This is a genomic window from Marinospirillum alkaliphilum DSM 21637, from assembly GCF_900119735.1.
Taxonomy (GTDB): domain Bacteria; phylum Pseudomonadota; class Gammaproteobacteria; order Pseudomonadales; family Halomonadaceae; genus Marinospirillum; species Marinospirillum alkaliphilum.
Genome location: NZ_FPJW01000010.1, coordinates 101,473 through 107,757 on the forward strand (window position 1 = coordinate 101,473; position 6,285 = coordinate 107,757).

4 protein-coding genes are annotated in these 6,285 nt (G+C 53.1%); all 4 read right to left on the minus strand.

Features of this window, described 5'->3' with window-relative positions; all coding sequences use genetic code 11:
• Window positions 1-2 precede the first annotated feature (2 nt).
• Window positions 3-755, minus strand: coding sequence for a PP2C family protein-serine/threonine phosphatase (locus BT114_RS13005; protein WP_072326932.1), 753 nt, complete (start codon window positions 753-755; stop codon window positions 3-5).
• A gap of 20 nt (window positions 756-775) precedes the next feature.
• A complete protein-coding gene (locus BT114_RS13010; RefSeq protein WP_072326933.1) occupies window positions 776-1,678 on the minus strand; it encodes an adenylate/guanylate cyclase domain-containing protein in 903 nt (300 codons plus the stop codon).
• A 27-nt stretch (window positions 1,679-1,705) separates the two neighbouring features.
• Window positions 1,706-2,266 carry a hypothetical protein gene (locus tag BT114_RS13015; RefSeq protein WP_072326934.1) on the minus strand — a complete coding sequence of 187 codons (561 nt, stop codon included), beginning with the start codon at window positions 2,264-2,266 and terminating at the stop codon, window positions 1,706-1,708.
• Window positions 2,256-6,285, minus strand: a 4,030-nt coding sequence (locus BT114_RS14980) for a hypothetical protein (protein WP_177247094.1), incomplete at its 5' end; no start/stop codon positions are given. The genes BT114_RS13015 and BT114_RS14980, both read right to left, overlap by 11 nt.

Here is a 6,285-nt window from a genome sequence, read left to right on the forward strand (position 1 = left end):
TCTCAGTCAATTTCAACAACAACAGCGGTGACATTGTCGCGGGCACCCCGGTCCAGTGTCAGATCCAACAGCTTGTTACAGGCTTCTTCAGGCGTACCTTGTGCCAACAGCTCACGGATTTCATCATCTTCAACGTGACGGGTAAGGCCATCACTGCATAACAGGTAACGATCACCATGGCTGAATTCACAAAGATCAGCTTCCAGATACAGCTCTTCCTGGCTACCTACGGCACGAGTGATGATGTGGCGCTCAGGGTGACGCCTGGCTTCTTCACGGGTGATCAAACCCTGGCGGATATAGGTTTCCACCTGGGAGTGATCGGCTGAAAGCTGGACCAGATTGCCTTGGCGCAGTCGATAGATGCGGCTGTCGCCGGCCCACATCACAACACCCATGCGTCGGTCAGTGGCGGCCAGCAGGGCAATGGTGCTGCCAATGATGTGTTTCTGGCCATTGGTTGTGCTGCTTCGCTCCAACAGGTTTTCGTTAACCTGATCCAGCATGTCTTCAATCTGGTTCAGACGTTCGGCCAGTGGGCCAGATAGTTGAACACAGCGCAGGGTTTCCACAATCATGCGACTGGCTACATCACCGGCATCATGGCCACCCATGCCATCAGCGACTACCCACAGGCCATGATCTCCCCGGTCTAAAAAGGCATCTTCGTTAACCTGTCTTACATGGCCTCGATGCGTTAAGCCGGCAGACTTGGCGATGGCTGTTTTTGTTCTATCGGTGCTTTCCAGGGTCATGGCGACGATCCTTTCGCTGGTCAGACTTCAATGGAGAAACGTATCAGTTCCTGTGGATTGTCATTCAGCGCCCTGCCGAGGCTGATGACACCTTCGCCGGTGAGCTGGATTTCTTCGCGTCTGGCAAAAGACTGGCGGCCATCACTGAGTTGGATGTAGGTGCCGTTGGTGCTTTGATCTATGAGGAAAAACTTGTCACGGCGCAGTTCAATGCGTATGTGTTGACGAGAGGCCAGGGATTCATTGACTGGAATATCGCAGGTAGCGCTACGGCCCAGTACCGCAAATTCACGCTCGTGATTCAGTAAAACAAAGGTGTCACGGTATTCCAGGCGTAACTGCACCAGATTGGCGGTGGGTGCTGTTACGTTCGAGAGATCAACAGACATGCAGGTCACGTCGTCTTCCTGCCAGATAAACTCCACAATTTCCATTTCGCCCTTGCCCTTGATGGAGGCGTAGTCCACAAAGCGGGTGTTTTCCTGTAAAGCCGATGGCAACAGTTTTGCAGTTTCTGCCGTGGTGATGATCTGCCGGGCCTTGGCCTGAGCAGCCATGCGTGCGGCAACATTAACGGCATCCCCGTGTACGTCACCGTCTTCCATGATGCAAGGGCCATAGTGGTAACCGACCCGAATGGTTACCGGGACTTCGGTAGCACCTTCCTCGTTGGCGTCATCCAGACTTTCCTGCATGTCACAAGCAGCTTTGGTGGCTATTTCAGCATCATCAAAGGTGCACATGATTTCATCACCAATGGTTTTGATCACTGTGCCCTTGTAACGATGGATCACCTCGGTGAGCAGGTTGAGGGTGGTGGCAACCACCTCTCTGGCCCTGGCATCGCCAAGGGTGTCATAAAGCTTGGTGCTGCCGGAAATGTCGGCAAACATGATGGAAAGCTTTTTGGTTTTGGTAAACATGGGGTTAATCACCTTCTCTTTTTTTCTCTACTCGATGGGTAGAGGTTGGTTCAGGTCTTCGAATCGGCTTAACAGCAGGTGCTCATTCGGAAAGGGCACGGTTGGGCCAATCACAAAATCATCAAAAACAAACTGGTCTGCCCAGTTGCCTTGCAGGTTGTCCCGGTCAATGCGGGTACTGACCTCCAGGAACGCCTGTTGCAGCTCCGTGTATCCGGTTTTTAATGCCTGAAAACGTGCCTGCAGTTCGTGACCCTCATGATCATCGGGCTCTTGTTGTGCCAGCAGGGTTTCCAGTTCTTCCTGCATCCGGTTCATTTCCTCTTCATTTAATGCAGTGACACAATGAGGTTCATCCACACAAGCGGCCAAGGTCAAAATCAGCCCTTCTTGCAGATCCAGCAGCAGTTGCAGGGAATCCTCCAGCTCAGTACTGATAGGCGTTGCCTGATGTGCCTCTGTTTCCATCGGAGCCGGTTCCTGTTGTTCTGTTTCTGCCAGCAGTACCAACTGATTGGCTGATAACAGGCTACTCCAGCATAAAAGGGCCAGGAGCAACCAGCGAAACAGGGTGGACTCAGTTACCATCCAGCATCCTCTCGATCCGTGCTTCAGTACGGGCCGCTGCGCGCAGTGTGCTGTCAATAATCTGTGACAGGCGCTCTTCGCTCAGATCAAGGCCGGTGCGCTCAGCAAACATTTCACGCCTTTCACGGTTAAACTGCAGGCTTTCCAGGAAGCGCACACGGGTATAAATGGTTTCAATCATGGCCACCTCACGCTCCAGGGCTTCCATATCCAGTTCGTTCTGGCCGACGGCACCAAACTCATCTTCAAACTGCTGTTCAAAACCAGTGAAGTCCTGCAGGTCATTGCGGTAGGCCAGGAACTCGTTTTGCTGGCTGCGGTAATCCTCCAGCAGTTGTTGCAACACCTGGCGGCGTGCCGGATCACTGGTGTTTTCCAGTTCGTTTTCCAGTTGATTAATGCGCAATTGCAATTCATCAATGGATGCAGTCAGCTCTTCAACCGTGACATCCGGTGTACAGCCTTCCACCTCTTCACACTGAGCAAAAGCCAGTGCCACACCCTCACCCACACGACCAAAGAGCGTCAGATCTTCCTCAAACAGGGCGATGTCGATAACCTCAATGGCTCGAACACCCAGCACGGATGCAGCCGGGTTGGCAAAGCTGACAGTGATACCCACCAGATCAAGACCAAGTACATTCTGGATAAACGAGCGTGTTGAAGCGGCCAGCTCTATACCCCGAACATTCGAGTTGGGGTTGGGTTGTGAGGTTTCCTGGAAGGCTGAGTTGACAGCCAATTCCAGGTTGCCGCCGTTAAAGTCCAGGGTTAGCCGGTTGGCATTAACTATGCCCCCGGCAGCAATGATCTGACCGCTGCTGGAGCGGATGGTGGTGTTCTGATTCAGGGTGATATCGCCGCTTCCTGTTGCATTGCTGCCATAACTCGTGAAGTTACCGGTCGCCAGAAGGTGAATACTGCCGCCTGTCTGGATGGAAGCGCTGTTCAGTTGTAAGTTGGCGGCCATCAATACAAGGCTGCCACCGGTCAGAATTGGGGTATTGACGGTCAGGGTACTGGTATTGATGGTGGGTTGATTACTCCCATTCAGAGGAAGCCCACCATTACTGAGACTGCCACCGATGATCAGGGTGCCGGTGTGACCACTCAGGTTAGGCAACAACAAACCGCCGGCACCAATGGTGATGTTGGTATTACCGGCTGCAGGTGCAATGGTCAGCGTGCCGGAACCAATGACCTGGCCAGTGGTGAGCTGCCTGTTTGCTACATAATCCCAGCTGTTGCGATTGCCGCTCAGTTGAAGGGTGCCTGCATAACTGGTGCCAGTGGATGCGATGAAGGTATTGGCTCCGCCACTGCCGCTATACAGATGGCTGAAGTCAGAGAAGGTGATGCCGTTCAGCGTGCCGGAAGATGCACCATCGAGTATCCAGGTGCTGGTGCCGGTGGCATTGCCACGCAGCACATCACCACTACCGCCGACCAGGGTCTGGATATTGCTGAAATGCTGGTTCAGCGCCAGTGTCACACCACTGGTGGTGCCGTTTGAATCCAGGGTGTTGGCACCTGTCCCGCCATTGATCATGCCATTCACAAAACCGTTGCCGGTCAGGATGAACTGATCATCACCATTGCCGCCGTGGAGGCTGCCGGTGTGACTGGCGCTGATGGTGAAGGTGTCGCCGCCATCACCGCCCTGCAGGTGAGCAAAATCACTGAAGGTGGCTGTTTGTGCCGGTCCTGAAGTGGTGGAGAAGGCTGCATTTTCAATGCTGCCACTGCGGTTTCCGGTGATAAACCAGGTGTTTACGCTGGCATCATAACCTTGCAGCTTGTCATTACCATTGCCTTGAAGCAGCACGGAGTCAGCAACCAGAGTCAGACGATTCAGATCGAGTGTCTGGCTGCTGGTATTTCCCCGTTGGCTCACTGCCAGCTTCAGTTCACCCAGCGTACTCAGCGTTATTGCGGTACCACTACTGAAGTTCAGCTCTGTCGCGAGGCTCAATCGATCAATGGTGTGAATATCACCGTTCAGCGTAATGGTTTCAGCAATTACATCAAGGCCGGTGATGCGATCGGCTAAGCTGCCAATGGTGCCAAGCTGAGCATTCTTAGCTGCATCGACTGATAGATGGTTGATGTCACTGACAGGGCCATCAAGGATGATGTCTCCAGCTTTGGAAACCAGATTAAGATCGAAGAGGTTGGTGCTGCCATTGTTTGCTGCAAGGCCTCTTTCAAATATCAGGTTGCCACTGGAGCTTTCAACGGTTAGCCCTTCTGCCGCCATTCTGAAATCAGATTTCACCAGCAGATCACCGCCAACACTGATATTGCCGCTGTTGAAGTTGGGATGCACAGGGCCTGATGGTTCGGCATCGGGGTTTATGCTGCTGATGACAATACCTGTGTTCCCGGCATCCAGAGTCAGTTTGCCTGTGCTGCTATAGCCTCCAAGTAGGTTAATGGTCTGGCCATTGCTGGTTACTACATTCAGATCAAAAGTTGGGCCGTGTAGCTGGTTCAGCGTGATATCAGCATTGTGACTGCTGCTGCCAATCTGCACCTCACTGGCGTTGATCGTGATGTGTGGAGTCAAGGTATAAACAGCACTGCCAGTCGTATTCAGCCCTGTGAAATCAAAGCCGACATAAATGTGTTTGGTGTCGGTCTGTGCGGTCAAGGAAGCAGTCCCAGCATTAACATCTAGTGTTCCGGCAGCGGTAAAGGTGTCGGTGGCCAGAGCAATGTCTACATCAGCATTCAGAGCTGTGCCGGTAGCAAAAGCCAATGCTGCAGCAGTCAGACTGATGTTGCTGGCCGTTATCTGACTGTTCTGGTGGAAACTGGCAGTACCACCGGCAGACAGAGCCAAATCACCGCTGCCGAGTTCAATAAAAGCATTGCTTCCCAGATTGAACGATCCACCAGTGCCGGTGATCAGTGTGAGGTTGTAAGTTCCACTGGTATTAACACTGGCCAGGTTCAGGTTGGCATTGTTACCCACAGTCAGGGTGGTGTCAGTCTGCTGCAGGGTCAGGGTGCCGCCATAGGTCTGGTTGCCAGCGGTAGTGACCGAGTTGGTGTTCAGGGCGGTGGCGCCAGTAACCTGCAGGTGTGTCAGGTCGGTGATGCTGTCGTTGAAGGTGGCATTACCGTTAACAGTCAGACTTTCATTGCCTGCTGCTGTGACACTGCCCAGTGCAACACTGCCATTGCCGCCGTTGGCCGTCAGGGTACGAGTTATGGCACTGCCCCCGGTCAGGGTGACGGCGCCGTTATAAGTCTGGTTGCCGGTGGTGGTGACATTACCGCCGAGCCGGGTGTTGCCGGTTACAGTGAGGTTATTTAACGCGTTAATTTCACCTGAAAGCTCAGTGAAATTGGTATTGTCAGTTGTGGAAGTCAGGTTAAATCCAGCTCCACTCAGGCCATTCAGGAGAATATTGCCGCTGCTGCTGACCAGAGAGGTGTTGCTGGTTAGGGTTAGGTTGTTCCAGCTTTGGGTGCCTGTGGTAGTCAGACTCCCACCCACTGAAGCCCTGCCATTAACTGTCAGGGTATCCAAACCTGTAATTCCGCCTGCCAGCAAGGTGGATGCAAAACCGCTGGTATTGCTGGTTAAATCAAAACCACCCCCATCAACACCATTTAATGAGATATTGCCGTTGATGCTGGTCAGGGAGGTATCACCTGTGAGCGTTACAGCACCATTCCAGTTCTGGTGGCTATTGCTGCTGATGGCATCTTGAACCTGTGCAGTGCCATTAACGGTCAGGGTGCCCAGGCCAGCGGTTGTACCGGTAAACAGGCTGTTAAAGCCAGCCGCTGTAGTGGTGGTAAGGTTGTATCCGCCACCACTGATACTGTTCAGGCTGATATTGCCTGCAGTGCTGTTGAGGTTGGTGGTATCAGTTAATGACAGATTGCCAGAGTAGGTCTGGTTTCCGGTGGTGGTGATGCTGCCACCCAGCTGAATTGAACCCCCATTGGAGTTCAGGTTCAGGAAGCCACCGCTGCCCTCTACGGTGCCAGCCACTCGAATGTAGCCT

What these genes read in the sequence shown, in the direction of transcription:
- BT114_RS13015 (WP_072326934.1), bottom strand. Translation starts at nt 2,266, where the DNA reads ATGGTAACTGAGTCCACCCTGTTTCGCTGGTTGCTCCTGGCCCTTTTA.
- BT114_RS13005 (WP_072326932.1), bottom strand. Translation starts at nt 755, where the DNA reads ATGACCCTGGAAAGCACCGATAGAACAAAAACAGCCATCGCCAAGTCT.
- BT114_RS13010 (WP_072326933.1), bottom strand. Translation starts at nt 1,678, where the DNA reads ATGTTTACCAAAACCAAAAAGCTTTCCATCATGTTTGCCGACATTTCC.